The 26,443-nt window shown below is 65.8% G+C and carries 22 protein-coding genes; 12 read left to right on the top strand and 10 right to left on the bottom strand.

What is annotated here, in order from left to right:
- The first annotated feature begins 271 nt into the window (after nt 1-271).
- Genes QF038_RS18515 through QF038_RS18495 form a run of 5 tightly spaced genes read left to right on the top strand, consistent with a single transcriptional unit; the run spans nt 272 to nt 6,553 of the window.
- On the top strand, nt 272-1,858 hold the full coding sequence (locus QF038_RS18515; protein ID WP_307613526.1) for a pyridoxal-dependent decarboxylase: 1,587 nt from the start codon (nt 272-274) through the stop codon (nt 1,856-1,858).
- A complete protein-coding gene (locus QF038_RS18510; RefSeq protein WP_307612066.1) occupies nt 1,855-3,267 on the top strand; it encodes a lysine N(6)-hydroxylase/L-ornithine N(5)-oxygenase family protein in 1,413 nt (470 codons plus the stop codon). The genes QF038_RS18515 and QF038_RS18510 overlap by 4 nt, the downstream gene beginning before the upstream one ends.
- A complete protein-coding gene (locus tag QF038_RS18505) occupies nt 3,264-3,833 on the top strand; it encodes a GNAT family N-acetyltransferase (protein ID WP_307612064.1) in 570 nt (189 codons plus the stop codon). The genes QF038_RS18510 and QF038_RS18505 overlap by 4 nt, the downstream gene beginning before the upstream one ends.
- 32 nt (nt 3,834-3,865) lie before the next feature.
- Nucleotides 3,866-5,689: an IucA/IucC family siderophore biosynthesis protein gene (locus QF038_RS18500; protein ID WP_307613525.1), complete on the top strand. Its 1,824-nt coding sequence runs from the start codon at nt 3,866-3,868 to the stop codon at nt 5,687-5,689.
- 54 nt (nt 5,690-5,743) lie between these two features.
- The gene (locus QF038_RS18495) at nt 5,744-6,553 is read left to right on the top strand and encodes an SDR family oxidoreductase (RefSeq protein ID WP_307612061.1); all 810 of its coding nucleotides are present in this window, start codon (nt 5,744-5,746) and stop codon (nt 6,551-6,553) included.
- Here the strand turns inward: QF038_RS18495 and QF038_RS18490 are convergent.
- Both QF038_RS18490 and QF038_RS18485 read right to left on the bottom strand, forming a co-directional pair.
- On the bottom strand, nt 6,503-7,594 hold the full coding sequence (locus tag QF038_RS18490; protein ID WP_307612059.1) for an FUSC family protein: 1,092 nt from the start codon (nt 7,592-7,594) through the stop codon (nt 6,503-6,505). The genes QF038_RS18495 and QF038_RS18490 overlap by 51 nt on opposite strands.
- Nucleotides 7,595-7,848: 254 nt before the next feature.
- Nucleotides 7,849-9,459, bottom strand: a complete 1,611-nt coding sequence (locus tag QF038_RS18485) for an MFS transporter (protein WP_307612057.1) — start codon at nt 9,457-9,459, stop codon at nt 7,849-7,851.
- Between the two features lie 475 nt (nt 9,460-9,934).
- Between QF038_RS18485 and QF038_RS18480 the strand changes: the two genes are divergently transcribed.
- On the top strand, nt 9,935-10,195 hold the full coding sequence (locus QF038_RS18480) for a hypothetical protein (protein ID WP_307612054.1): 261 nt from the start codon (nt 9,935-9,937) through the stop codon (nt 10,193-10,195).
- 117 nt (nt 10,196-10,312) lie between these two features.
- On the opposite strand, the gene QF038_RS18475 is transcribed toward QF038_RS18480, so the two are convergent.
- Nucleotides 10,313-12,883: an ATP-dependent DNA ligase gene (locus QF038_RS18475; RefSeq protein ID WP_307612052.1), complete on the bottom strand. Its 2,571-nt coding sequence runs from the start codon at nt 12,881-12,883 to the stop codon at nt 10,313-10,315.
- Nucleotides 12,884-12,923: 40 nt separating this feature from the next.
- On the opposite strand from QF038_RS18475, the gene QF038_RS18470 reads away from it, so the two are divergent.
- The 3 genes from QF038_RS18470 to QF038_RS18460 all read left to right on the top strand — a co-directional run bounded on the left by QF038_RS18470 (nt 12,924) and on the right by QF038_RS18460 (nt 15,568).
- Complete coding sequence (locus QF038_RS18470) at nt 12,924-14,054, top strand: Ku protein (protein WP_307612050.1); 1,131 nt, start codon at nt 12,924-12,926, stop codon at nt 14,052-14,054.
- Between the two features lie 235 nt (nt 14,055-14,289).
- Nucleotides 14,290-15,147: a class I SAM-dependent methyltransferase gene (locus QF038_RS18465; protein WP_307612049.1), complete on the top strand. Its 858-nt coding sequence runs from the start codon at nt 14,290-14,292 to the stop codon at nt 15,145-15,147.
- Nucleotides 15,137-15,568: an SRPBCC domain-containing protein gene (locus tag QF038_RS18460; protein ID WP_307612047.1), complete on the top strand. Its 432-nt coding sequence runs from the start codon at nt 15,137-15,139 to the stop codon at nt 15,566-15,568. The genes QF038_RS18465 and QF038_RS18460 overlap by 11 nt, the downstream gene beginning before the upstream one ends.
- 95 nt (nt 15,569-15,663) lie before the next feature.
- Here QF038_RS18460 and QF038_RS18455 read toward each other — a convergent pair whose 3' ends face one another.
- The 6 genes from QF038_RS18455 to QF038_RS18430 all read right to left on the bottom strand — a co-directional run bounded on the left by QF038_RS18455 (nt 15,664) and on the right by QF038_RS18430 (nt 20,710).
- Complete coding sequence (locus QF038_RS18455; RefSeq protein ID WP_091423580.1) at nt 15,664-15,942, bottom strand: HPr family phosphocarrier protein; 279 nt, start codon at nt 15,940-15,942, stop codon at nt 15,664-15,666.
- A 63-nt stretch (nt 15,943-16,005) separates the two neighbouring features.
- Nucleotides 16,006-18,084 carry a fructose-specific PTS transporter subunit EIIC gene (locus QF038_RS18450; protein WP_307612044.1) on the bottom strand — a complete coding sequence of 693 codons (2,079 nt, stop codon included), beginning with the start codon at nt 18,082-18,084 and terminating at the stop codon, nt 16,006-16,008.
- A 2-nt stretch (nt 18,085-18,086) separates the two neighbouring features.
- The gene (locus QF038_RS18445) at nt 18,087-19,106 is read right to left on the bottom strand and encodes a 1-phosphofructokinase family hexose kinase (protein WP_307612042.1); all 1,020 of its coding nucleotides are present in this window, start codon (nt 19,104-19,106) and stop codon (nt 18,087-18,089) included.
- On the bottom strand, nt 19,103-19,909 hold the full coding sequence (locus QF038_RS18440; RefSeq protein ID WP_307612040.1) for a DeoR/GlpR family DNA-binding transcription regulator: 807 nt from the start codon (nt 19,907-19,909) through the stop codon (nt 19,103-19,105). Before QF038_RS18440 ends, QF038_RS18445 begins: the two co-directional genes overlap by 4 nt.
- 257 nt (nt 19,910-20,166) lie before the next feature.
- Complete coding sequence (locus QF038_RS18435; protein ID WP_050056600.1) at nt 20,167-20,424, bottom strand: DUF6458 family protein; 258 nt, start codon at nt 20,422-20,424, stop codon at nt 20,167-20,169.
- 73 nt (nt 20,425-20,497) lie between these two features.
- Complete coding sequence (locus tag QF038_RS18430; protein WP_307612036.1) at nt 20,498-20,710, bottom strand: hypothetical protein; 213 nt, start codon at nt 20,708-20,710, stop codon at nt 20,498-20,500.
- 22 nt (nt 20,711-20,732) lie between these two features.
- Here QF038_RS18430 and QF038_RS18425 point away from each other — a divergent pair, with 22 nt between their 5' ends.
- The 3 genes from QF038_RS18425 (at nt 20,733) to QF038_RS18415 (ending at nt 25,080) form a co-directional block, all read left to right on the top strand.
- Nucleotides 20,733-21,371, top strand: coding sequence for an alpha/beta hydrolase (locus QF038_RS18425; protein WP_307612034.1), 639 nt, complete (start codon nt 20,733-20,735; stop codon nt 21,369-21,371).
- Between the two features lie 450 nt (nt 21,372-21,821).
- Entirely contained in the window at nt 21,822-22,571 is a 750-nt protein-coding gene (locus QF038_RS18420) for an HAD family phosphatase (protein WP_307612032.1), read from the top strand.
- Nucleotides 22,572-22,713: 142 nt separating this feature from the next.
- A complete protein-coding gene (locus QF038_RS18415) occupies nt 22,714-25,080 on the top strand; it encodes a glycoside hydrolase family 65 protein (protein WP_307612030.1) in 2,367 nt (788 codons plus the stop codon).
- Here QF038_RS18415 and QF038_RS18410 read toward each other — a convergent pair.
- Nucleotides 25,077-26,393, bottom strand: coding sequence for an MFS transporter (locus QF038_RS18410; RefSeq protein ID WP_307612028.1), 1,317 nt, complete (start codon nt 26,391-26,393; stop codon nt 25,077-25,079). The two genes, QF038_RS18415 and QF038_RS18410, sit on opposite strands and share 4 nt — an antisense overlap.
- Between the last annotated feature and the right edge of the window lie 50 nt (nt 26,394-26,443).

The following is a 26,443-nucleotide window of genomic DNA, read 5'->3' as shown; positions in this document are numbered from 1 at the left end:
TGGCCGGCTGCCTCTACCCCAACCCTAGCCCTCCCGGCGCCACCTATCCCCGGGTGCCCTTCAGGACTCGCTGTTGCGGTAGGCGACGGTGGGGCATTGTGCAGCAGGAGGACAGTGCCTGCCAGTCAATGACGTGCGCGGAAGCCCAAGAACCGCTGAATCGCGGGGCTCGGATAAATACATCACAAAAGTTTGATTAAAAGGGTCGCCTAAGTAAGGCTTGCCTTTTGTCATGAGAAACGCCGAACCAAAGGATGACCAAGTGCCGCTGATGCCCCGCCTTGATGAGTTGGAAGTGGACGAACCGCGAGACCGCCAGGAATCCCCGGGCCAGGACTTCGGCTCCCGGGTGGAACTCGCGCTCTCGGCCAGCAACCACCTCCTCAACACGCGCAATTCGCCCCGCTATGTCGCACAGGTGCTGCAGGGCGTCACGGCTGTGGCCACCAAACTGGAGCGGACCACCCGGCCCTTCACCGGCGTCGGACCTTCAGAGCTGAAGGCCCGCGTGGGAGCGGTGGACCTGGAAACACCCCTGCCGGACACGGCAGCAGCGCTGCAGGAACTCGAAGACGTGTACCTGCGCGACGCCATCTACTTCCACGACGCCAAGTACGCAGCCCACCTCAACTGCCCGGTAGTGATTCCAGCGCTGGTGGGCGAGGCCGTCCTCTCGGCCGTGAACTCCTCACTGGACACCTGGGACCAGAGCGCCGGGGCCACCATGATCGAGCGGCGCCTCATCGACTGGGCCGCCGCCCGGCTGCACCTCGGCGACGCCGCCGACGGCATTTTCACCTCCGGCGGCAGCCAGTCCAACCTCCAGGCCCTGCTGATCGCCCGCAACCACGCTGTGGCGGGCCTCCGCCAGGACTCTGCACACAGCGCACTCCGGTTGCCTGCCCTGCTGGACACCCTGCGGATCTTCACCTCGGAAGACAGCCACTTCAGCATCCAGAAATCGGCGTCCATGCTGGGACTGGGGTTCGACGCCGTGGTCACCGTCCCCTGCACCGCTGACCACCGGATGGACCCGGCCGCCCTCGCCGAAGCCCTGGCGGAAGCGCGGGACGCCGGACTGACCCCCATGGCCGTGGTGGCCACCGCCGGCACTACCGACTTCGGCGCCGTGGACCCGCTTGCCGAGCTCGCCGCACTGGCCGGGGCCTACGGCGCTTGGCTGCACATCGATGCTGCATACGGCGGCGGGCTGATGGTCTCCGGCCGGTACCGGCACCTCCTGGATGGAACCAGGCTCGCGGACTCAGTCACCGTTGACTTCCACAAGACGTTCTTCCAGCCGGTAAGCTCCAGCGCCCTGCTGGTCCGCGACCGGACCATGCTGCGCCACATCACGTACTACGCCGATTACCTGAATCCGGAAAGCGCCGCCCTGGCGGACATCCCCAACCAGGTGGACAAAAGCATCCAGACCACCCGCCGGTTCGATGCGTTGAAGCTTTGGCTCACCCTGCGGATCATGGGCGCGGACGCCATCGGTGCCCTGTTCGACGAAGCCATCGACCTCACAGCGCGCGTGGGCACGCTCCTTGCCGGGGACGACGACTTCGAACTCGCCGCACCGCCGCAGCTGTCCACCCTGGTGTTCCGGTACCGGCCACGGCTGGAGAGCGGGGAGCGCCTCTCCGATGATGCGTCCGACGCCCTGAACCCTGCCATCCGCGCCGCCGTCTTCGCCTCCGGGGAAGCTGTGGTGGCCGGGACCAGGGTGGGCAGCCGCCACTACCTGAAATTCACCCTCCTCAACGCCGAGGCCACCCTTGAGGACATTGCCCAGGTCATCAGCCTCCTGCGCCGCACCGGCGCCGGGCTGCTGCAGAGCGAGGTATCCGCATGAGCACCCCCAGCTCCAGCCGGATTTACGACTTCGCCGCCATCGGCGTCGGGCCCTTCAACCTGGGCCTGGCCGCGCTTTCTGCGCCAATTGATGGGCTGGACGGCGTCTTCCTGGAACGCCGGGAATCCTTTGATTGGCACCCCGGCATGATGCTGGAGCCGGCCCACCTGCAGGTGCCCTTTATGGCGGACCTCGTCACCCTGGCGGATCCCACCTCGCCCTACTCCTTCCTGAACTTCCTCAAGCAGACCGGGCGCCTTTACCGCTTCTATATCCGGGAGAACTTTTACCCCCTGCGGGCCGAATACAACCAGTACTGCCAGTGGGTGGCCGGGCAGCTGCCCAACGTCCGTTTTGGCACAGCTGTGCTGGATACGACGTACGACGACGGCGTGTACCGGCTGTCCGTCTCGGGTCCCGACGGGCCGGAGGTACTGCTGGTGCGGCGGCTGGTGCTGGGCACCGGCACCTCCCCGTACGTGCCGAAGACCGCGGCAGGAATCGTGGCGGACGCCGCTGTGGGCCGCGGGGGAGTGGTCCTGCACAATGCCGAATACCTGGCACGGAAGGCCGAACTGCAGCAACAGCGCAGCATCACCATCCTGGGCAGCGGCCAGAGTGCCGCGGAGATCTACTACGAGCTGCTGCAGGAATCTGACGCCCACGGGTACCAGCTGAACTGGGTGACCCGCTCCGGCCGGTTCTTCCCGCTGGAGTACACCAAGCTGACGCTCGAGATGACCTCGCCCGAGTACGTGGACTACTTCCACGGCCTGCCGCAGCACCAGCGCGACCACCTCAACAAGACGCAGAAGAACCTCTACAAGGGCATCAACTCGGACCTGATCGACGCGATCTACGACCTGCTCTACACCAAGAGCATCTCCGGCCTGGTGGACACGCAACTGCTGACCCACTCCACCCTGACCGGTGCCCGGTGGGACCCTGAGGCCCGGACGCACACGCTGCACCTGGGGCACGGGGAACAGGGCACGTCCTACACGCTGGACAGTGAAGCGGTGGTGCTCGCTACCGGCTACGGCTACCAGGAACCCGGGTTCCTGGTAGGCATCCAGGACCGCATCGCCCGGGACAGCGCCGGCAGGTTCGCCGTGGACCGGAACTACAGCATCGGCGTGGAACCCGGCGAGATTTTCGTCCAGAACGCCGAGCTGCACACGCACGGGTTCGTCACCCCCGACTTGGGCATGGGCGCCTACCGCAACTCCTGCATCCTGCGCGAAATCACCGGCCGCGAGGTGTACCCCGTGGAGCGGAGCATCGCGTTCCAGCAGTTCGGCGCGCCAGCAGATACCGCGGAGTCGGCTGATACCCGTGCATCGACGGGCAGCAGTTCCGCGGCGGGTTTCAGCGCACCCGCAGGCCCGGCGGCAGGGGTGCCGGCATGAACTTCACGTTCCGCTGCCTTGACGCGCAGTCCGATGCACCGCTCGTCCACAGCTGGGTCACCCGGCCGTACGCCTCGTTCTGGGGCATGCTGACGGCCAGCGTGGAGGATGTGGTGGCGGAATACACCAGGATCCAAACCAGCGGCCACCACCACGCCTTGTTGGGGCTCGACGACGGTGTCCCCGCCTTCCTGATGGAGGAGTACCTGCCGGCCTCCTCGCCGCTTGCAGCGGTGTATCCCGTCCTCCCAGGGGACCTGGGGATGCACCTGCTGGTGGCGCCGCCGTCGGAAGCTCCCGTGCCGGGCTACACCACCTCAGTCATGGACGTTGTCCTGGACCGGCTGTTCTCCAAACCAGGAGTGGAGCGGATCGTCGTGGAGCCGGATGCCCGGAACACCAAAATCCACGCGCTCAATGAACGGCTGGGTTTCCAGCCTGCCGGGGTGGTGACCCTGCCGGACAAAGACGCGCTGCTGAGCTTCTGCAGCCACACTGACTACCTGGCCGCGCGTGCGGCACTGAACACTCTTTCCACACCCATTATGCAGGGAGCCCCACTGTGACCATCCACCTCGAATCCGCGCCTGCACCCCGCATGAATCCGGCAGCTGAAGGCACCGCCAACGCGGCCCCGCACCTCAACGCAGACCGTTGGGACAACGCCAACCGGCACCTCCTCCGCAAGGCACTCGCAGAGTTCTCCCACGAACGGATCCTTTCCCCCGAGCCCCTGGACAAAAAAGCCGGGAGCTACGGGGTCCGCAGCGACGACGGCGCCCTTGAGTACCGCTTCAACGCCACACTCCTTGAACTGGAGCACTGGTCCATCGACGCCGGTTCCATCCGTTGTTTCCAGGACGGCAGCGAAGCACCGCTCGACGTGCTGAAGTTCATCACGGCGTTCCACGGCACCCTGGGCATCAACCTCCAGATGCTCCCGGTCTACCTCGAAGAAATCAGCAGTACATTGGCAAGCCATGCCTACAAGCAGTGGGCCGGCCAGCCCCCTGTTGCGGAACTGGCCGCTGGAGTCACCCGCGGGCTCGACCCGGCCGTGGACTTCCAGGCCATCGAGCGCAGCATGACCGAAGGGCACCCGTGCTTCGTGGCCAACAACGGGCGCCTCGGTTTCGGCATCAGCGACTACCACGCTTTCGCGCCGGAGACCGGCGCTCCGGTCCAGCTGGAGTGGATCGCAGTGCACCGGAGCCACGCTGTCTTTACTGCAACTGCAGGGCTCGATTACCGGGCACACCTGGACGCCGAGCTGGGTCCGCTGCTGGGCGATTTCGACGCCGTGCTCCAGGTGCAGGGCCTCGACCCCGAGCAGTACTTCCTGATGCCCGTGCACCCGTGGCAGTGGGAGAACAAGCTCACCGTGACTTTCGCAGCTGAGATCGCCCGCCAGCGGATTGTGTACCTGGGCACTGGGAGGGACAGCTACCAGGCGCAGCAGTCCATCCGGACCTTCTTCAACACCACGGCCCCGGCCAGGCACTACGCCAAAACCGCCATGTCCGTGTTGAACATGGGCTTTATGCGAGGGCTGTCGCCGCAGTACATGAAAGCCACGCCGGCCATCAATGACTGGCTGCGGAACCTGATCGACGCCGATGATGCCCTCCAAAGCCGGGGGTTCACCATGATCGGCGAACTCGCCGCGATCGGCTACCACAACGGATACTACGAGGCTGCCTCCGCCAAGGGTTCGCCCTACCGGAAGATGCTCTCTGCCCTGTGGCGGGAAAGTCCGCTTCCGCTGCTGCAGGAAGGTCAGCAGCTGGCCACCATGGCCTCGCTCCTGCACGTGGACGCCGAGGGCAAGCCAATGGTTTCGGCGCTGATCGAGCGGTCCGGACTGGCCCCCGAGGAGTGGCTCCGGCGGTACTTCGAGGCCTACCTGGTCCCGCTGGTGCACTGCCTGTTGAACTATGAGCTGGCCTTTATGCCGCATGGCGAGAACGTGATCCTCATCCTCGACGACGGGGTGCCGATGCGGGCCGTCATGAAGGACATTGCCGAGGAGATCGTGGTGATGGGGGACCGGCTGGACCTCCCGGAAGAGGTGTCGCGGATCAAGGCGGACATCCCGGACGGGGAAAAGGTGCTGGCGGTCTTCACGGATATCTTCGACTGCATTTTCCGTTTCCTGGCCGCACTCCTGGCGGAGGACGGCAAGGTCAGCCAGGAGGAGTTCTGGCGGACCGCTGCCGCCAGCATCCGGGACTATCAGGGGCAGCACCCGGAGCTCTCGGACCAGTTCGCGCGCCACGACCTGTTCGCCGCCGATTTCGAGCTGTCTTGCCTGAACCGGCTCCAGCTCCGCAACAACCAGCAGATGCTGGACCTGGCGGATCCCTCCGGCGGGCTTCAAATGGCCGGGCGCCTGGCAAACCCGTTGGCTCGGTTTGCCGGGTAAGCAACTGGAAGAAGGACTGGCAGAAAGGCACAGAGGCACGGCTAGGCTGGCACCATGACCCCAGATATCTCCGGACCAACTTCGATTTCCGGAACAACAGCCCTGGTCACCGGGGCAAGTGCAGGCATGGGCGCCGAGTTCGCAAGGCAACTGGCGCAACAAGGCCACAACCTGGTGCTGGTGGCGCGGGACCGGGCCCGCCTCGAGGAAGCGGCGGCGGGCCTGGAACGGCGCTACGGAATCACGGCTGAGGTGCTTCCCGCAGACCTGACGGACGACGCAGACGTTGCCGCCGTCGTCGGACGCTTGTCCGATCCCCGGCGGCCGGTGGGAATCCTGGTCAACAACGCGGGCATCGGGCTGCTGCACAACTTCGAGGACAACCCCGTCTCCGAGGAGAAACTGCACCTGAAGCTGCATGTGGAAACGTCCATGGTGCTGGCGCACGCCGCCTTGGAGGGCATGCTGGACCGTGGCGAGGGGCGGATCATCAACGTGGCCAGCATCGCCGCGTTCCTGCCGCGGGGCACGTATTCCGCGGCGAAGGCGTGGATGGTGAGCTTCAGCCGGTGGGCCAACCTCGCCTACGGTGCGCGGGGCGTGAAAGTCACGGCGGTGTGCCCCGGCTTTGTCCACACGGAATTCCATGAGCGCATGGGCATGGACAAGTCGGTGGTTCCATCGTGGACCTGGCTGCGTCCGGGGAGGGTGGTCCGGGAGGGGCTGGCGGACAATGCCAGGGGCAAAGCCGTTTCCATCCCCACCAAACGCTACAAACTGGTGGCTGCGCTGGCGCGGATAGCCCCGGCGAAGCTAGTGGCGGGCCCTCCGCGGAAGCCCAAGGAGGGCAGCAACGGTCCGTGAACCTGCCCGCCGTACCGCCACCACCACTGCGATGCCCACCAGCGCGCCCACCAGGGTCTCCACGCCGCGTTCCAGGATAAGGACCGCGGGGTCGATGGGTGCGGCGAGCTGGGTCATCAGCAGGATCACCGGCGTAAAGGAAACCATCGCCAGCCCGTAGTGGCGGGCCATAAACAGCTCCGTGGTGAACTGGAACAGGATCACCAGGACGGCCAGCAGCACAGCTTGCTGCCCGGGAAACAGTCCCGCCAGGGTCCACGGCCCGGGGATAAGGACGACGGCGGTCACGGCCAGCCCCACAAACGTTCCCACGATGCGGTGGATGCCCCGCCGGACGCTGCTGGGCAGGTCGGCGCCGGCCAGGGGAACTGCTGCGGCGGCCATGGCCCAGTGCGGGTGGCCGCTGCCGCTGAGGACCCCCACGGTACCGGCGGCCCCAACGGCGAGCACGTATCGGGTGGCGTGCACCAGCAACTCGCGCTGCCCGGCGGGCTGCAGGGCGGCCGCGGTCCGGGCGGCGCCCGGCTGCCAGGATCTGTGCCGGAGCCAGCCGCCGAAACCAACCATCAGGGAAAAAGCTGCTGAGCCGGCCGCAATGAGCAGGGCGATGTACCAGGGAACTGGTACGGGGACCGAGGCGCAGGCGCCCAGTGCCAGGATGCCAAAGAACGGCCCGTTCGGCTTGAGCCGCACCCTGTCGGCGAACACCGACCCCACCCCGGCCAGAACCGCTTCCACGCCGACAAGCCACCAGGACTGGAGGTGGTTGACGGACAGCAAGAGCCCGGCAGTCACGCCGCCCAACAGGACCACCGCGGCCTGGCACTGGTGCAGGAAGCGGAGCTGGTGCGGTTCCGAGCGCCCGTACATGCCGGTCAGGGCACCGAAGACGGCGTACATGATGAGGTCGGTCCGGCCCGCGGCCAGGAGCAGGAGCGAGGGGACGGCGACGCTGATCGCCACGCGCAGGGCGGCCAGGTGGTCGCGGTTCGCGGGCTCCAGCCGGTGGAGGGCGCGCATCTGCTCCATGAGAAGCTTCATGCCGCACCGTCCCTGCCTGTATCCCGGATCCCCTTCAAGGTCCCTTTGGAAAGTATCATCGGGCGCCGCCTGACGGCATTTCCTGAAGCGTCGCGGGGAAATAAAACGACATCGGCGCGGCACGGCAAAGGCCCGCCCCGCGCGCTTTTGTCGAAGCTGCGCAGGACGGGCCTTGGGAGCGTGGGCTGCTGGTCTGCCCGTGACCGGACTCTGCCGGCCTGGTTGGCTAAACCTGGTTCGCTAACCCTGGGCCGCTAGACCTGGGCTGGAACCTTTTCGGCGCTGGAATCGGTGATGTCCTGGGTCTCGAACGGGAGCTCGTCCAGGTCGATCAGCGGGTTCTCGTCCTGGGTGGCCACCAGTTCGCGGGCCTCAGCCTGGGTGTCCACGCTGGGCATGGAGCCGGGCAGGGGCCGCTGGGCGGATTCCTTCAGGAAGTAGATGGCAACGGCGCCCACCAGTGATGTGCCCATGAGGTAGTAGGCAGGCATCATGTCGTTGCCGGTGGCGCTGATCAGGGCTGCCACGATGAACGGGGTGGTGCCGCCGAAGATGGCCACCGAGAAGTTGTAGGCAATGCCCATGGCGCCATAACGGCTGGACGTGGGGAACTGGGCCGGCAGGGCCGAGGCCAGGTTGGCCACGTAAAACGTCACCGGGAACGCGATGAGTGCGAGGCCGGCCAGCGTGGACCAGATCTCGCCAACACCGATCAGCATAAAGGCCGGGGCTGCCAGTACAACCGTGCTCAGCGCACCGATCCACAGCACGGGCCGGCGGCCGATCCGGTCGGACAGCTTGCCGGTCAGCGGGATGCAGAGGCTCATGACCACCAAGACGGGGATGGTCAGCAGGGTGCCGTGCACCTCGTCGTAGCCCTTGGACTCTGTGAGGTAGGTCGGCATGTAGGACGTCAGCGCATAGCCGGCGGTGTTGGCGGCGGCCACCAGGACCATCGCCACGATGATGGAGCGCCAGTAGGCCCTGACGATTCCTACCGGGCCCTTTGCCGTTGCCGCGTCAGTTGAGGCGGCGTGCTTGGCGAGGTCCTCCTGCGCGTCCAAGGTGGCCTGGAATTGGGGGGATTCCTCGATCTTGCTCCGGAAGTAGATGGCGATCAGGCCCATCGGACCGGCTACCAGGAACGGGATGCGCCAGCCCCACTCTTCCATCACGTCCTGGCCCAGGGTCAGCTGCAGCACGGAGACCAGGGCGGCGCCAAGGGCGAAGCCAAAGTAGCTGCCCATGTCCAGGAAGCTGGCGAAGAAGCCTCGGCGCTTGTCCGGGGCGTACTCGCTGACGAAGGTGGTGGCACCGGCGTATTCACCGCCGGTGGAGAAGCCTTGGACAATCTTCAGCAGCACCAGGAGCGCTGCTGCCCACAGGCCGATCTGCGCGTAGCCGGGGAGGAGTCCGATGGCAAAAGTGCTTGCCGCCATGATCATCAAGGTGGTGGCGAGGATCTTTTGCCGGCCCACCTTGTCGCCAAGCCAGCCGAAGATGACGCCGCCGAGCGGGCGGGCGATAAACGTTGCGGCAAAAGTTCCGAGCAGGAACAGCGTTTGGGTGGTGGGATCTGATTCCGGCAGGAAGACCGGTCCCATGGTGGTGATGAGGTAGCCGAAAACGCCTACGTCGTACCACTCCATGGTGTTGCCCACGATGGTTCCGCCCAATGCCTTCTTGAGCATGGGCTGGTTCACCACGTTGACGTCCGACTCCTTGAGCCGGCGGCGCCCCAGTTTTATGGGTTTCCGCGGTGCTTTGGCAGCCGCAGGTGGGGTGCCGGGGGGTGTTGCTGGGTTGGTTCCGGAGGCGCCGTACGCGCCTGCGGAAGAGTCGGTGATGCTTCGGTCTGTGGGCATTTGGGCAACTCCTGTGGAGGTCATTTGCTTGCGACTTGTAGCTGCCCCGCTCCGGGCAGGCCTTCAATTTTACGCGAAACCCATGGCGCCCGTCCGTTTCATGCCGTAGGATCAACCCTTTTCGGCGCCTTTCAAGACGGTTTGGCCGATTTCTTTTTCCCGCTTTTCCCGCGCCAGCACAGGGATCGGCACGACACAACGCAATCGTTACCGAATTTTTTCCCGGCTGGGCTCCGGACAGCGGCTTTTGGCATGCTCCCGGAAGCAGATTGTGACGCCGCCCACGGCCTTGCCGGGGGCACTTCATGGCGGGGGTTCACAGGCGCCGGGTGCTTCCCTAAGGTGGTCCCATGGGAACACTTTCTTAGAGCAGGCGGACGCCTGCGGCCTGGCATTGCCGGCCACCCCACAGTCGCACGGGCCTTGCTGGGCCCCACTTTCTAACACTTCATTTCATCGCGGAAAGGAAGAACAAATGGCTGACGAAATCACCGGAAAAAACCTGGCGCCTGAAGTCGCTGACCACCTGGCGGAGGCAATGAAAGCCCCCGATATGCCAAGCGCGGCGGTTCCGGCCGTGTCGATGGACTCAGGTGCAGCGGGCTCCTGGCCGGATGGCAACGGGAAGCGGCGGCACCCCAAGGAACGCGGGTCCGGTCACGGACGTATGGGGCAGGGGGCAGCTGTAACGGCGGTCCACCGCACCAGCCGGCCGCAGATGCCGCACTCGTCCTAGGAGCACGCGCGTTTAGGACACAAGTCCATTCCCACGACGGGAGACGGCCGGGCGACACCCACATTTCGGGGGTCACCCGGCCGTTTCATTGTTCCGGAGTGGGATCGCTGCGCGGACTCAGGCCTCCGGCACAACCTCCGACGGTTCCTTGTCCAGCCGCCAGCCGCGCCACACCGGGTGCCGGAGCCGTCCGGTTCCGGTCCACTCGCTGTAGGTCACCTCACCCACCAACCGGGGACTCACCCAGCGGGCATCAGCTGCATCTTCACGCGGCACGTCCTGGAAGGGCGACGTTTTTCTCGCCAGCCGGTCCACGGTTTGCCGGAGCTCGGTGAGTTCACGCCAGCTGAAGCCGCTGCCCACCCTGCCCACATAGCGCAGGTTCTGTCCGTCGGGGATGCCCACCAGCAATGATCCCACGGACCCCGCACGGGCGCCTTTCCCGGGCCGCCAGCCACCCACCACCACTTCCTGGGTCTGGTCGAGCTTGAGTTTGATCCAGGTGCGGGTCCGCTGCCCACTGACGTAGCGGCTGTCGGTGCGCTTCGCCATCACGCCTTCCAGCCCCAGCTCCTGCGCGCTTTCGAGGATGTGTTCCACCGGTTCCTCAAGGACCAGTGACAGGTCCACAGGACAGTCCGAAGGACTGAAAAACGTCTCCAGCCGGCCGCGCCGCTTGGTGAGGGGCAGCGTGCGAAGGTCCGTGCCGCCGTCGTACAGCAGGTCGAAGAGCATCAGCCGGACGGGGATGGCCTTGCTCGCTTTGGCAACGTCGGCGGCCCGGGTGAGCTTCATGCGGCCCTGGAGCAGCCCGAAGTCAGGCCGGCCGGAAGGGCCTACGGCGATGATCTCGCCGTCGGCGACGAACGGCTGGGGCGGCCAGCAGTCCCGGTTGGTGAACTCCGGGTAGGTTCTGGTGACGTCGTTCCCGTTGCGGCTGAAGACACGGATGGATTGTTCGTCGGCCACGAGGATGGCGCGGACCCCGTCCCACTTGAGCTCGAACTGCCAGTTGCTGCCCTGCAGGTCCGCTGCTTTCCCGGACGTGGCCATCATCGGGCTGAAGTCCTGAGGTGATACCCCAACCGCCTGCGATTGTTCACCCGGCTGCCCGGCTTCGCTGTCCTCCGCAATGGGCTCCTCCACAGCCTCCTCCGCCGCATCGGTTTGGCTGGCCGCGGGCTCTCCGTTGTCCGGCTCTTCGTCCCCCTCTTCTTCCGGCTCCTCCGGCACGGCCACAGAGCGGTGCCGGGTGCTTGGCCGGTCTTTGTCCATGAGGTGGATCAGCCACTGGCCTTCGGCATCCTTGCCCTGGCCGCGGCCGGTATGGATGAGCGCAACCTTCTTCGTCCCGCCCAGGCCGCCGCCCTCGGAACCGTGCAGGGTGACGATGACCTCCCTGCCGTTGATCCACTTGTGCAGTTCATAGGTGCCGTGGTCCCAGATGGTCATTTCACCGGCACCGTACTCGCCCTTGGGGATGGTCCCGTGAAAGGTGAGGTAGTCCATCGGATGGTCCTCAGTCTGGACCGCCAGGTGGTTCTTGCCGCCGCTTTCCGGGACACCTTTCGGCAAAGCCCAGGACACCAGGACGCCATCGCGCTCAAGGCGGAGGTCGAAGTGGAGCCGGCTGGCGTGGTGCTCCTGGATGACAAACGCGTCACCGCTGCCGGCCGCGCCGCTGAATGGCTCCGGCGTGGCGTGAGGATCACGCATGGAGCGGTACTTGCCCAGGCGCGGGTCGCCGTCGTGATGGTTGCCCGGTGAGTCCACGCTTTGGTGCGCGGCGCGGAAATTCGAGGCACGGACGACGGCGGCAAACGGGTCAGTGCCGTCCTGCACCCGGCGCAGCACGGCCTGGTAGTCCAAGTGTTTCAGTCCCGGCGAACCAATCTCACCCCACGTCCGGGCAGCAGCCACCATCGGAGTGGGCCGACCGCGCAGCGAATACGGCACGATGGTGGTTTTGGCCGCGTTGTTCTGGCTCCAGTCCACCAGCACCTTGCCCTTGCGCAATGTTTTTTTCATGTCACTGACGGCCAGGTCCGGATGATCCGCTTCCAGGGCGCGGGCCAATTCGCGGGCGAACGCGGAGATCTGGTCGGAGGTCTGGCTCCGGTCCAGTGGGGCGTAGAGGTGGATGCCTTTGCTGCCGCTGGTCACCGGGACCGGGTCCAGCCCCACGTCCTCGAGGATGCCTCGTGCCAGCAAGGCCACTTCCACGCACTCCTCAAGTCCGGCGCCCACGCCGGGGTCGAGGTCCAGGACCAGCCGGTCCGGATTCAGCTGGTTGCCGTGCGAATCCACCTGCCACTGGGGGACGTGGATTTCCAGGGAGTTGATCTGGCCGAACCAGGTCAGCGTGGCGGGATCATTCACCATGGGATAGTGGATGGTCCGGTCCTTGTGGGTGATGGCCGCGCGGGGGAGCCAGCCGGGGGCGGAGTCCTCCAGGTTTTTCTGGAAGAAGACCTCGCCCGGTTTTTCTTCCGTTCCGACGCCGTTGACCCACCTTTTCCGGGTGGCCGGCCGGTTGGCTGCGGCGGGGATCAGGACGTGTGCAACGGCGGCGTAGTAGGCCAGGACGTCCGCCTTGGTGGTGCCGGTCTCCGGATAGATGACCTTGCCCAGGTTGGTGAGGGTCAATTCCCGGCCTGCAACCCGGACACGCTCTTTAGCGGCGGCCACAGGTCTTCACCTCCGGCGCTGCGTGCTGTTGACTTAGGGAATGAGAGCCATCTGGAAAGGTGCCATCGCGTTTGGCCTGGTCAACGTACCCGTGAAGGTCTACAGCGCAACCGAAGATCATGACATCAGTCTGCACCAGGTCCACAATGCCGACGGCGGCCGGATCCGCTACCAGCGCAGGTGCGAGGTGTGCAGCCAGGTCATCGATTACTCGGACATCGAGAAGGCCTACGAGGAGGACGGCAAGACTGTGGTCCTCTCCAAGGACGAGCTCAAGGCCATCCCAGCAGAGAACAGCCACGAGATCGAGGTGGTGCAGTTCGTCCCGTCCGAGCAGCTCGAACCCATGATGTTCGAGAAGAGCTACTACCTGGAGCCGGACTCCAAATCGCCCAAGGCCTACGTGCTGCTCAGGCGCGCGCTGGAGGACACGGACAGGGTGGCCATCGTCCAGTTCGCGCTGCGCGAGAAGACCCGGCTGGGGGCGCTCCGGATTAAGGACGACGTCCTGGTGCTGCAGTCCCTGCTCTGGCCGGACGAAGTCCGCGAAGCAAACTTCCCTTCCCTGGACGTATCCATCAAGATCTCCCCGCAGGAGCGGGACATGTCCGCGGCCCTGGTGGAATCCATGGCCGCCGACTTCGATCCGGAGCACTTCACCGACGACTACCAGGTGCAGCTGCGCCAGCTCATTGAGGCCAAACTCGAGCAGGGCGATGCTCTCGACACCGAAGAAACATTTGGCGTGGAGGCCGGTGAAGGCGGCAAGGGCGAAGTCATCGACCTGATGGAGGCGCTGAAGCGGAGCCTGGACCGGAAACGTGGGGGAGGGGCTGGAACTGCTGCCGGCGGCTCCGACGACGCAGCTGGCTCCCCGGAATCCGAGGACGACGAAGAGACTGCTGCCAAGCCGGCGCGCAAGCGGGCTGCGGCCGGCAAAGCGACGGAAAGCAAGTCCGCTGAAACCAAGTCCACGGCCGGCAAGACCACCGCGAGCAAGAACACCGCGAGCAGAACCACCGCCAAGTCCACGGATAGCAAGTCCGCTGCCAAGACCGGTACCACCAAATCCACGGCCGCCAAATCCACGGCTAGCAAAACTGCCGACAAGCCTGCCGCGAAAACCGCTGCCGGCAAGGCAACGAGTACCAGGGCGCGCAAGCCGGCGTGACCATCGCGGTCCCGCCGGGAGCGCTGCCTTGGTGAGTGCCATGCCTATGAAACTACTGAGCGTGCCGGCTTTGCGATAGCGGGTGTCCCCGTTCGCTGCCTCTGATGCCGTGTCTGTTTCGGCTGTCTCTTTACAGCGAAGGCGGGCGCGTCCACAATGAGTCGCATCGCAGCCTCCGCTGTGCCGGCAGCGCGCTGCTACTCACTGGGAACCATCACAGTAGGGAGGCACAGTCATGAGTGAACAGGCTGATGTTCTGGAGGCGGACCGGGCGCTCAAGCAAAAGCACCGTGCCATGTGGGCATCGGGGGACTATCCTGCGCTCGCGAGCGAGCTGCTCCCCGAGCTGGGGGCGATCCTCGTTGAAGCCTGCGGCATCACGTCGCGCCAGCGGGTCCTGGACGTGGCCGCCGGCTCAGGAAACGCAGCCATCCCCGCGGCGATGATGGGGGCGAAGGTGGTGGCCAGCGACCTCACCCCGGAGCTGTTCGACGCCGGCCGCCACCAGGCCGCCGACCGGGGCGTTGAGCTGGAATGGAAAGAGGGGGACGCCGAGGCCCTGCCGTTCGGCGACGAAGAGTTCGATACCGTGATGTCCTGCCTTGGTGTGATGTTCGCGCCGCACCACCAGGCGGCAGCGGACCAGCTCCTGCGCGTCTGCAAGCCGGGCGGCACCATCGGGCTGCTCAGCTGGACGCCGGAAGGGTTCATCGGCAAGATGTTCGCCGCCTTGAAGCCGTTCGCCCCGCCGCCGCCACCGGGTGCGCAACCCGCCCCCTTATGGGGCAGCGAGGACCACGTACGCGAACTGCTCGGTAACAGGGTCACCGACGTCAAGGCCCGCAAACAGTCTTTGGCCGTCCGGAGTTTCCACCAGCCGGAGGACTTCGTCCGCTACTTCAAATCCCACTACGGCCCCACCATCTCCGTCTACAAGTTCATTGGAGAGGATTCGGACAAGGTCAAGGAGCTGGACAGGGCGCTGACCGAACTTGCTGAATCCTTCGGCGATGCCCACGGTGATTCCCCGTTCCAGATGGAATGGGAATACCTGCTGTTCACGGCGAAGAAGGCCAAGGGCAATGTCGGGTGATTTTGTGGCGGCGTCGTCCGTCACCATCGAGGCCCCGCCCGGCCGGGTGTGGGACGTCATCACTGATCCGGCGGCCACCAAGGAGTTTATGTTCGGCGCCGATCTCGCCACGGACTGGAGTGTCGGTGGGCCCATCACCTGGCGGGGCACCTGGGAAGGCAAGGAGTACGAAGACAAGGGAGTGGTCCTCGAAATGGAACCCGGCCGGCGGTTGGTGTACACGCATTTCAGCCCGCTCGCAGGCCAGGAGGACAAGCCGGAAAACTACCACACGCTCACCTGGACACTGCAGGACCAGGGCGGCCGGACGCTGCTGACGCTGTCCCAGGACAACAACCCCACCGCCGAGGCCGCAGAGCACTCGCAGGGCATGTGGGACAAGCTGGTGGCGGACGTCAAGAGGCTCGCCGAGCGCACCTGAGGAGCGCTTAAACGCTACGGCCGCCGTCGGGCACCTCCCGGGAAGGGAAGTCCGACGGCGGCCGCGCGGCTTGGCTGCCTGTGGCAGCGGGCCTGCTACTCGGCGTCGTGATCCGTTTCGAGGATCTGGACCAGGTGGTCCAGGGCGGTCTCAGCGCCGTCGCCCTCGGCCCGGAGGACCACCACGTCGCCGTGGGAGGCGCCCAGGCTCATGAGGGACAGGATGCTGGCAGCGTCCATCGCTTCGTCGGCCGGTTCGCCTTCACGGGCGATGGTGATGTCCAGGTCGTACTCGCCGGCTGCCTCGGCAAAGATGGCGGCGGGGCGGGCGTGCAGGCCCACGCGGCTGGCGACGGTTGCTGTGCGTTCTGGCATTTTTGCTCCTTTGTCTTCCGGCGGAATGGTTGGTGCCGGGTAGCGGTAGTGGGTGGGGCAGGGTCAGACGGTTGCTGGAACGGTCTCCACCGTAGCAGCGGTCTTCGGGGCTGCCCAGCGCTTGAGGGCCACCACGGCCAGCGCGCTGACGATGGTTCCGGCGATGATGGACAGGACGAACATCAGCAGGTTGCCGATGGCGAAGAACACGAAGATGCCGCCGTGGGGTGCCTGCGAGGTGACGTTGAAGGCCATGCAGAGTGCGCCGGTGAGGGCGCCGCCCACCATGCTGGCAGGAATCACGCGCAGCGGATCCGCAGCAGCAAACGGGATGGCCCCTTCGGAGATGAAGGATGCACCCAGCAGCCAGGCGGCCTTGCCGTTTTCACGCTCGGCCAGGCTGAAGAGCTTCTTGTCCAGGACGGTGGCCAGGGCCATAGCCAGCGGGGGCACCATGCCTGCGGCCATGACGGTTGCCATGATCTGCCACGGCGCCTGGTTCGCGGCGCTGCCTGCACTGAGACCGGCCACAGCGAAGGCGTAGGCCACCTTGTTGACGGGTCCACCAAGGTCGAAGCACATCATCAGTCCGAGGATGATGCCCAGGACCACGGCGGAGGCGCCGGTCATGCCGGTGAGCCAAGCGTTGAGGGCGTTGGTGAGGCCTGCGATGGGTCCGCCGAGCACCAGGAACATCAGGCCGGAGGCAACGATGGAGGCAAGCAGCGGAATGATCACCACGGGCATCAGGCCGCGCAGCCAGCGAGGCACCTGCCAGGTGCCGATGAGGTGCGCGATGTAGCCGGCCAGCAGGCCGCCCACAATGCCGCCGAGGAAGCCGGCGCCCATAAAGCCGGATACGGCACCGGCGACGAAGCCGGGGGCGATGCCGGGACGGTCAGCAATGGCGTACGCGATGTAACCGGCCAGTGCGGGGACCAGGAACCCCATGGACAGGTTGCCGATCTTGAACAGGACCGCGCCAAGGTAAATGGCCAGGCCGCCCTCGGGCAGGTTCCCGAAGTTGTTGGCCAGGACTACCTTGTCCGCCACGCTGGTGATGTTGTATCCGCCCAGCAGGAAGCCCAGGGCGATCAGCAGCCCGCCGCCGGCAACGAACGGAATCATGTAGCTGACACCGGTGAGCAGTGCGCGCTTGAGCTTCTGGCCGATGTGCTCGCCCTTTTCCTCCGCCTCATGCTCTGCCTGTTCTTCCGCCCCGAAGTGCGGGACGCGGCGGGCGTTGGGGTTGTCGGCGGCCGCGAGGGCCTCCTGGACCATCTTGGCCGGCTCGTCGATGCCACGCTTGACGGGTGCGTTGATGACTGGCTTGCCGGCGAAGCGTTCCTTGCCGCGTACGTCCACGTCCACGGCGAAGATCACGGCGTCGGCGGCGGCGATGACGGCGGGGTCCAGCGGCTTGGCGCCGGAGGAACCCTGGGTCTCCACCTGCAGGTCAACGCCGGCTTCCTGTGCTGCCAGGACGAGGGAGTCAGCTGCCATGTAGGTGTGGGCGATACCAGTGGGGCATGCGGTCACGGCAACGAGGCGCTTGGGCCCCCGGGCTGCGGAAGCCCCGGTGGTTGAGCTTGTCGAAACCGAAGCTGTCGAAGTAGAGCCTGCCGAAGCACTGGCGCCAGCGCCGGCTGCAACACCGGCAGCTGCAGGCGCGGCGGCATGGGCGGCAGGCTTGTCAGCCAGCGCACCGTCCACCAGCTCAACGATCTCCTCGCGGGAGGTGGCGTTGCGCAGCGCTGCGGTGAAGTCCTTTTTGATCAGGGACCTGGCGAGCTTGGAGAGCAGCTTCAGGTGCGCCTGGTCTGCACCGTCCGGGGCTGCGATAAAGAAGACCAGGTCCGCCGGGCCGTCCTTGGCGCCGAAGTCCACCTTGGGGTCCAGGCGGGCCATGGCCAGGGTGGGTTCGGTGACGGCCGCGGAGCGGCAATGCGGGATGGCGATACCGCCGGGAATGCCCGTGGCGGTCTTCTGTTCGCGGGCGAAGGCATCGGCGAAGAGGCCTTCGACTTCTGATGCGCGTCCGGTGGCAGCTACTTTGCTTGCCAGGTGCCGGATCACCGTCTCGGGGGAATTGCCCAGGTTCTGGTCGAGCTCGACCAGTTCCGTGGTGATGAGCTGGGTCACTGTCAATCCTTTCGAAGGGCCGTGATGGTTACGGCATCCGGGGTGGTTTGGTGAACTGCCGGGACGGTGGAGCCCGGCAGGGAGGCGGCTGCGGCACCGTGGGCCACCGCCTGACGAAGGCAATCGGCCGGGGCGGCGCCCTGGCCTTGGGCGAGCAGGTAGCCTGCAAGGGCTGAATCGCCCGCGCCGACAGTACTGACCGCGGCGACCGGCGGGTGCGTGGCCAGCCACGCGCCGTCGGCCGTTACCAGGACAGCTCCCTTGGAACCGAGAGTTGCCAGCACAGCACCCACACCGGAACGTACGACGGCGGCGGCGGCTGCTGCGGCAGCAGCCGGGTCCGCTTCCAGTTCGTCAGCGGTGGCCGGGGAAGCGAAGCCGGCTGCGGCAGCCAGCTCAGCCAATTCTTCGGCGTTGGGTTTGAGGAGGTCCGGTTTTCCCGAACCAGTGCCTGCCCCCGCCAGGCCGTCGCTGGACGGACTATCGCTGGAAACGGCGGCGGCAAGAGGGGCGCCTGAGGAATCCACCGCGATCTGCGGGGCGGTTCCATCGGCGGCGGAGCGCAGGCGGCGCGCCACCGTGGCGTAGAAGTCGGCGGGGAATCCGGGAGGCAGCGAACCGGCCAGGACCACCCAGCTGGCGCCGCGGGCGCTCTCCACCAGCAGCTTGATCAGGGCTTCCTGCTGGTTTTCATCCAGCACGGGGCCTGGTTCGTTGATCTTGGTGGTCACGCCGCCGGGTTCGGTGAGCGCAACGTTGGTGCGCAAGGGCTCACCGATGGGCAGGGAAACGAAAGGCACCCCGCTTTCGCGCAGGCCGGCCAGGACGGGATCGCTGTCCGCGCCGGGGAGGACCGCAAGGGATTCCAGGCCGGACGCCACCAACGCGCGGGAGACGTTGACGCCCTTGCCGCCGGACTCCTGGCTGACGGAGACGGCGCGCTGCACTTCGCCCCGTTCAAGCGGGCCGGGAAGTGCCACCGTCCGGTCCAGGCTCGGGTTGGCGGTGAAGGTGACGATCATGCGATCACCACGTCCACGCCGGCGTCCTCAAGGGCGGCTGCGAGTTCCGGGCCGGGTTCGCTGTCTGTAATCAAGGTGTCCAGATCTTTCAGGGAGGCGAACTGGACCAGGGTTTCCGCGTCCAGCTTGGAGGAGTCGGCCAACACCACGATGCGGCGGGCCGAATGGACGAAAGCTGCCTTGACGGCGGCTTCCTCGGGATCGGGAGTGCTGAGGCCAAAGGATGCATGGATGCCGTTGGTGCCGATGAAGGCGATATCCGGGCGGATCCTGCCGGCGGCTTCCACGGTTGACTGACCGACGGCGACCTGTGTGATTCCGCGGACGCGTCCGCCCAGGATGTCGAGGGCGATTCCGGAAATGTTGGAAAGCCTGCTGGCAATTGGAAGGGCGTGCGTGACGGCCACCAGCTCGGCCCGGGGCCCTGTTCCGTCGGAAGGTTCGACGGCGGTGCGCCTGGCGAGCAGGTTTGCCAGCACTTCGGTGGTGGTTCCGCCGTCGATCAGGACGCTGCCGGGGGAGGTCCTGGGGATAAGGGCCAAGGCGGCCTCGGCGATGCGGATCTTCTGGTCCGGCCGCTGGATGGCCCGCTCGGTGACGCTTTCCTCGGTGGTGCTGAACCGGTCTGCGGCCACGGCACCGCCATGTACACGCCGGACAGTGCCTGCGTTTTCGAGCGTGGCGAGATCGCGGCGGACGGTTTCGGTGGTGATGCGGAAGCGCTCGGCCAGGTGGGTCACGCTGACCCGGCCGGTGCCGGCTACAAGCTCGGCAATCTGTTGCTGGCGCTCCTCGGCGAACACGTACCCTCCGTTGCGTAAGGCTTGCTGTCAGTGACTGGCATCACATGATGTTGAGTTACTTGACTTTATCTTTGCTTCTGTTGGTTTGTCAATGGAAACCAACATGAAACAAAATTCGCGAAGTGCGGGTGGTCCCGCAGGTCCTCGGAGGCTGTCTCCATGGGGCGATGCGAACCGTTTTGGGGAACAAGAAAGCCGGGCGGGACCAGTTCGCAGTGGTTCCGCCCGGCTTCCCGGGTTGTACGTGTTGGGGCTGGTTAGAGCCCGCCGTCCCGGCTTTCGTTCCTTGTGATGCGCTCGCCGGTATTCGGGTCCACTACCGAGCGCGATTCGCTGACGCGGCGGCTGCGGCCGGGGGAGGCCAGGATCAGCGAAGCGATGAGTCCGATCACACCCACCGCCATCAGGATGTAGCCAATGAGCACCTGATCCACAAAGGGGATAAGGCCGGGAGCGACCGCCCAAGCGAGAATGGCGCCGAGGGCGATGAGGAAGATGGAGGATCCGATTCTCATGTGGTTCTCCTGTTGTGAGTGGGGGCATTTTCCTGGCCCCCGGGAATTGCTAAGCATGCTGTCAAGCGTCACGCTACAGCTCCGTGGACCCGTATTCAATGGTTCGGAGGGCGCTTTCGACGCTGATGCGGTTGGTGCTGGTGTGATTCCCGTTGCCTTTCCCGTTTCTCCTGCCCTTTGCGCCCCCTGCATGCTGGCCGGCCCCTTCTGGGCGGATCGACGGCTGCTCAACGCCGATTAACAGCTTCGCGCCGCTGGCCCGGCACGGCTTCAGGCTGCTTGCCATTCCGCCTCGCTAGGCTGATCCGATGGAAACAGTGGTGTGGTCAAAGGCGGAGGGCGAGCGGGCGGGCACTCCGTTGCTGGTGATGATGCACGGCTACGGCACCGACGAGTCCCGGATGGTCCGGCTTTTTGAGTATCTGCCAGCCGAATTCACGTGCGCAGCACTCCGGGCTCCCATGGCTATTGGGGACCATTACGGCTGGTTCCTGCTGGACTACTTCCTTGCCAATGACTTCGCTGATGTCATTAAGGCTGCCAACGCCGTCCAGACCTGGATCAACAGCGTCAAGGGCGAGCACACCAGCGTCAGCCTGCTCGGCTATTCCCAGGGTATGGCCATGGCCAGCACCCTGCTGCGCCTGCATCCTAAGGACTATGCGGCAGTTGTGGGACTGTCCGGCTTTGTGCTCGAAAACGAACTCCTCTCGCTCACGGAGTCCTTTGATACCCCGCCGCCCTTTTTCTGGGGGCGGGATAAGGCGGACCTGGTGATCAACGAGGACGCGGTGGCTTACACGGAGGAGTGGCTGCAGGCGAACACGCTTCTCACCGCCAGGACCTATCCGGGTATGGGCCACGCCATGTCCAAAACGGAAATGGTGGATGTCAGCGCCTTCCTCCGCCACTACGTGCTCCGCCCCAACGGTTCCGCAGGCTCCTAGCACTTCCGGGACTCAGGCAGCGAGACGTGCGTCACAAAGGCGGCTCAAGAAAAAACAGTTGCCAGCCAAATTTGTAAGCGCTTACACTCGTCTTCGGCCCCGTGCGCGGCCGTGAACTGGGCAGACACGGAAGGTGGTGCGGTGCGGATGCTTTGCGGCAGCCTGTCGAGGCGCATCATTGTTGGCTCCTGCGGCAGCCCCGGACGTCCGGCTGGCTTGTCCGGCAGCCCGAAACTGGCCCATGATGGTAGGGACAGATGGTTCAGCAGGGCGCCGGCAAGGCCCCCCAGCGGGACGACAACAGGGACAACAGCCGGGACAACGCCGCTGCGAATGTAACGCCGGCCGGCCCGCCGACTCTGCAGATGATCCGGGCACCGAAGCCACCACACCCCAGAAGCAACCCCGCCTTCGAGGCTGCCCGCCGTCTGAAAGGACACCGCACCACGCATGAGTGAAAACACCGCCACAGAACATCCTGTCAACAGCCTCACCGCCTGGACGGGTGCCTCCGCCATCCTCTTTGACCTGGACGGCGTCCTGACCCCCACCGCAGCGGTGCATGAGCAGGCATGGCAGGAGTTGTTCGAAAGCTATCTCTCCTCCCGGCCGGAGGTCACGGGCTACAGCGAGAGCGACTACTTCGACCACATCGACGGCAAGCCGCGTTTTGACGGCGTCCGCGATTTCCTGGCCTCACGCGGGATCGTCCTTCCCGAAGGCCCCACCGATGACGACCCCGCGAACACTACGGTGCAGGGCCTGGGCAACCGCAAGAACAGGATTTTCAACGACATTGTCAGCACGGGCGTGGAACCGTTCGAAGGTTCGGTCCGCTTCCTGGAGGCGGTGCTTGCCCGCGGCCTGAAGGTCGCGGTGGTCTCCTCCTCACGGAACGCGCCCGCAGTCCTGGAAGCGGCCGGCCTCAGCCACCACTTCCGTGTAGTGGTGGACGGCGTTGTGGCAGCCGGGGAAGGCCTGCCGGGCAAACCCAGCCCCGCCACGTACCAGTACGCGGCCCAACTGCTGGGCCTGCCCAGTGAGGAATGCGTAGTGGTGGAGGATGCGGTCTCCGGTGTCCAGGCCGGAGAGGCCGGTTCGTTCCACTCGGTGATTGGTGTGGACCGGGGCGCCGGACGGCAAACCCTGCTGGACGCCGGCGCAACAGTGGTGGTCAACGACCTCGACGAACTCCTCTGACTCCCGGGCCCAGCCGCTTCCCCCATCCCGGCGCCCGGACCCAACGAACTACTTAAGCACGCAGTAAAGCAGCATCCAAGCTGCCGCGCCCGCCCCAGGCCAACGACAGCTGCCCCAGCACCCGCCTAAGGACCCCAACACCATGGCTATCATCACCGCAGACCGCGAGCGGTTCCCCAACACCCCCTGGCAACTCGTCGAAACACGCCACGAGCCGGGCGTGGAGGGCACTCTGGAAACCCTCTTTGCCCTCGGCAACGGGCACCTCGGAATCCGCGGCGCCCACTGGGCGGCGGCAGACTCCGACCTGCCGGGCAGCTTCATCAACGGATTGCATGAGATCTGGGACATCAAGCACGCCGAAAATGCCTTCGGCTTTGCCAGGACCGGCCAGCGCATCCTGTATATCCCGGATGCAAACAATTTCACACTGGTCATCGACGGCGAGTCCCTCACCCTGGCCGAATCCGAGGTCCTGGACTACCGCCGTTCCGTTGACTTCGCCACGGGAGTCTACGAGTGCCGCATCACCTGGCAGTGCCGCTCCGGGGCCGTCGTCACCACCACGGAGCGCCGTGCCGTCGGGTTCGCAACCCGCGGCGCCCTCGGCATTTCACTCGAGGTGGCCACTGACCGCGAGATCTCCGTGGACGTCACGTCCTCGGTGATCAACCGCCAGGACCAGCCGGTGGAGGACCACTCGGTCCATGACCCCCGCCGGGCTGGCCGCCACGCCGGACGCGTGCTGCTGCCGCTGCGCCTTGACGGCGGCGACGGCTCGCTCCGCCTTGCCTGGGAAGCAGCCGAATCCAAGCAGCGGGTGGGCGTCGCGGTGGACCACTGGACCTCGGCGGGCCACCAGCCGTTCGATACCCTCGTGGACCAGGACGACAGCAGCGTCCGCTACGTGCTTGCAGTGGGCCCGGACGAGCCGTTCCGGCTGGAAAAGACCGTCAGCTACGCCGCGGGCGCCGGAATCCAGGACCCCTCCATTGATGCTGCCGCTGTCGCAGAAACGGGCCTGAAGCCGGTTGCTGACATCTTCGCCGAAAGCGAAGCGCACTACCGCGAGCACTGGGCCACCTCGGACATCGTGGTGTCCGGTGGTACGCCTGAACTCCAGCAGGCCATCCGCTGGAACTTGTTCCAGCTGGCCCAGGCAACGGCCCGCGCGGACGTGGCCGGGATCCCCGCCAAGGGCGTCACGGGTTCGGGCTACGAGGGCCACTATTTCTGGGACCAGGAGGTGTACCTCCTGCCGTACCTGACCTACACCAACCCCGTGGGCGCCCGGCGGGTCCTGGAATTCCGCCACGCCATGCTCCCGGAAGCCAAGATCCGGGCGAAGGAACTGAGTGTGGAAGGCGCATTGTTCCCGTGGCGCACCATCAACGGGCTTGAGGCCAGTGCCTACTATGCCGCCGGCACGGCCCAGTTCCATATCGCCGCCGCCATCGCCTTCGCCACCAACCGGTTCGTCTGGGCCACTGGGGACGTGGCGTTCCGGGACAGCATCGGTGCCGACCTCTTGATCGAGACGGCCCGGATGTGGATTTCGCTTGGCTTCTTCGGCAAAGACGGCATGTTCCACATCCACGGCGTCACGGGTCCTGACGAGTACACGGCAGTGGTCAATGACAACCTCTACACCAACGTCATGGCCCGTTTTAATCTGCGCGCCGCCGCTGCCTTGGAACACGCCGGCATCAGCCAGGAGGAGCGGCAGCTGTGGGAGGCGGCGGCGAGCCGCATGCAGCTGCCCTTCGATGAGCGCATGCAGGTGTATTCGCAGGACAACGACTTTATGACCCTGGAGTCCTGGGACTGGACCACGCCCCGGTCCAAGTACCCGCTGCTCCTGCACTTCCACCCCCTGGTCATCTACCGCCACCAGGTCCTGAAGCAGGCCGACACCGTCCTGGCGATGTTCCTGCAGTGGCAGGATTTCACCGCCGAGGAAAAGCACAGGGCCTTCGACTTCTACGATCCGCTGACCACCGGAGATTCAACGCTTTCCGCCTGCGTGCAGGGCATCATGGCCGCCGAAGTGGGGTACTCGCGCGAAGCGCTGGAGCACTTCACCAACGCCGTGTTCATCGACCTGGACGATACGCACGGCAACACCATCGACGGCGTACACATCGCCTCCACCGGCGGGGTATGGAGCTCGCTGGTGTGCGGCTTTGCCGGCCTGCGGGACCAGGGTCCTGTTCCGTTCTTCGATCCCCGGCTGCCTGCCGAGTGGGAAGGGCTAACCTTCCACCTCAAGATCCGCGGACGGCTGCTGCGGGTCCAGCTCGACGCCGGCTCCCTTACCTTGGCCATCCAGGAAGGCGACCCGCTTGAGGTGGACGTCCGCGGCAAGTTGGTGACTGTGGGCGCCGGACCGGTCCGGGTGGGACTCGCCCCGGTCCCGGTGCCGGAGTCCACGGTGTTCCCGAGCGGACATCCAACGGCGAGCATCCCGATAGTGCACGCCAACAGCGCAGGCCCGCGTCCGGCAGCCTAGCCGCGCACCTGGCCTTCGCCCGCTGTCGTCCTTTCCGCCTCAGGTGAGCCGTCCAGCGGGTGGGCCAGTTCGTCGTCGGACATCCGTGCCACCATCATGGCGATGACCGCCATGATGGGGCACACGCCCCCGGCCACCACGAAGATCAGCCAGATAGGCAGGACTTCGGCGGCGGGTCCGGCCAGGGCCATGGACACCGGCATCAGGGCGAGCGAGACGAAGAAGTCCAGGCTGGATACCCGGCCCAGGAGGTGGGGCGGAACGCGCCGCTGGAGCAGCGTGCCCCAGATAACCATGCCCACGCTGCCGGTGGCGCCGAAGATGAAGAGCGCCGCTGCGATGATCCAGAAGTTGTCCATGAACCCGACGGCGGCCAGCGGCAGGCTGCCCGCGCCCCAGCTCACCATCATCACCGTGAGGTAGCGCCTGGGCAGCCGCAGGGAGGCCGTGAGCAGCGAGCCGAGGGCCGCGCCCACACCCATGACGGCGAGCAGGAAGCCGAACATACTGGAGTCGCCACCCAGCTGGTCGCGGACCACAAACGGCAGCAGCACTTCGATGGGGCCGATCAGGAAGAGGACCGAAATGCACGCCCAGATCAGGGTCCAGAGCAGCCACGGTGTCCGCAGCGTGTAGCTGACCCCTTCGCGCAGGTCCTGGAAAAAGGATGATTTGCGGCTTGGGTCGCCACCGCCCTCTGTGCCCATGAGCGGCGCAGCCAGTTCGTGCCGGCCCAGGAAGTTCAGGATGATGAAGGCCGAAAGGTGGCACAGCGCCACAGCCGTCACGGCGTGCGACGGTGACAGGGCAGCCACCACAACACCTGCAACGGCCGGCCCGGCGGCCTGCTGGAGCACAGGGCGCATGGATCCCTCCATGCCGTTGGCGGCCAGCAGGTCCTCTGCCGGAAGGATGCGCGGCAGGATCGCGGAGTAGGCAGGGAAGAAGAAGGCAGCACCGACGCCGAGCACAAAAGCACCCGCGGCAACATGCCAAAGCTGCAGCCAGCCGGCAAGGGCCAGCCCGCTGATGGCGGCGATAACGGCGAGGTTGGCACCCTCTACGGCGATGATCAGTCGGCGCTGCGGAATACGGTCGGCCGCGATGCCGCCGACCAGGACAAAGGCCACCAGGCCCACGCTGCCGGCAGCGGCCACCAGTGAGAGCTCCACGGGTCCGCCGCCGAGATGGATCACCTGGTAAACCATGGCAACGGCCCACATACCGGAGCCGAAGATGGAGATGGCCAGTGCCAAAATCAGTACCCGGTACTCACGGTGGACAAAGGGCCGCAAGGCTTTGGGAGCGGGCATAGGGTAAGTCTAGGCTTCGGCCGGACAGGCGGCACACGGTGGCTGCCCTG

Source organism: Pseudarthrobacter sp. W1I19, assembly GCF_030817835.1.
In the GTDB taxonomy this organism is placed as follows: Bacteria; Actinomycetota; Actinomycetes; order Actinomycetales; family Micrococcaceae; genus Arthrobacter.
This window is presented reverse-complemented; position numbering and strand designations above follow the sequence as displayed.